The sequence below is a fragment of the Streptomyces pimonensis genome (genome assembly GCF_041380215.1).
Lineage (GTDB): Bacteria > Actinomycetota > Actinomycetes > Streptomycetales > Streptomycetaceae > Streptomyces > Streptomyces pimonensis.
This window is the reverse complement of sequence record NZ_JAHWZY010000174.1, coordinates 1-213: the sequence shown is the minus strand read 5'-3', so window position 1 is coordinate 213 and position 213 is coordinate 1. Positions and strand designations below refer to the sequence as shown.

The following is a 213-nucleotide window of genomic DNA, read 5'->3' as shown; positions in this document are numbered from 1 at the left end:
GGCGAGGGAGGCCCCACCACCGAGCCCACCGGTACGGAGGATGCCGGTTGCGTGCCGGGTCCACGACACGCCGTCGTCGCCCGCACTGGAGTGGAGGGTCAGCTCACGCCGGCCCGACGCGTCCTCGGCACCGGCCCACACCTGGATCTGCACCGATCCGTTCTCGGGCAGGATCAGCGGCGCCTCCAGCGTCAGTTCCTCCACCAGGTCACA

Annotated in this window: 1 protein-coding gene; it reads right to left on the bottom strand. The window is 71.4% G+C overall.

Going from position 1 to position 213, the window contains the following annotated elements:
- On the bottom strand, positions 1–213 hold a 213-nt coding region (locus tag KYY02_RS33880; RefSeq protein WP_371244957.1), incomplete at both ends, for a hotdog family protein.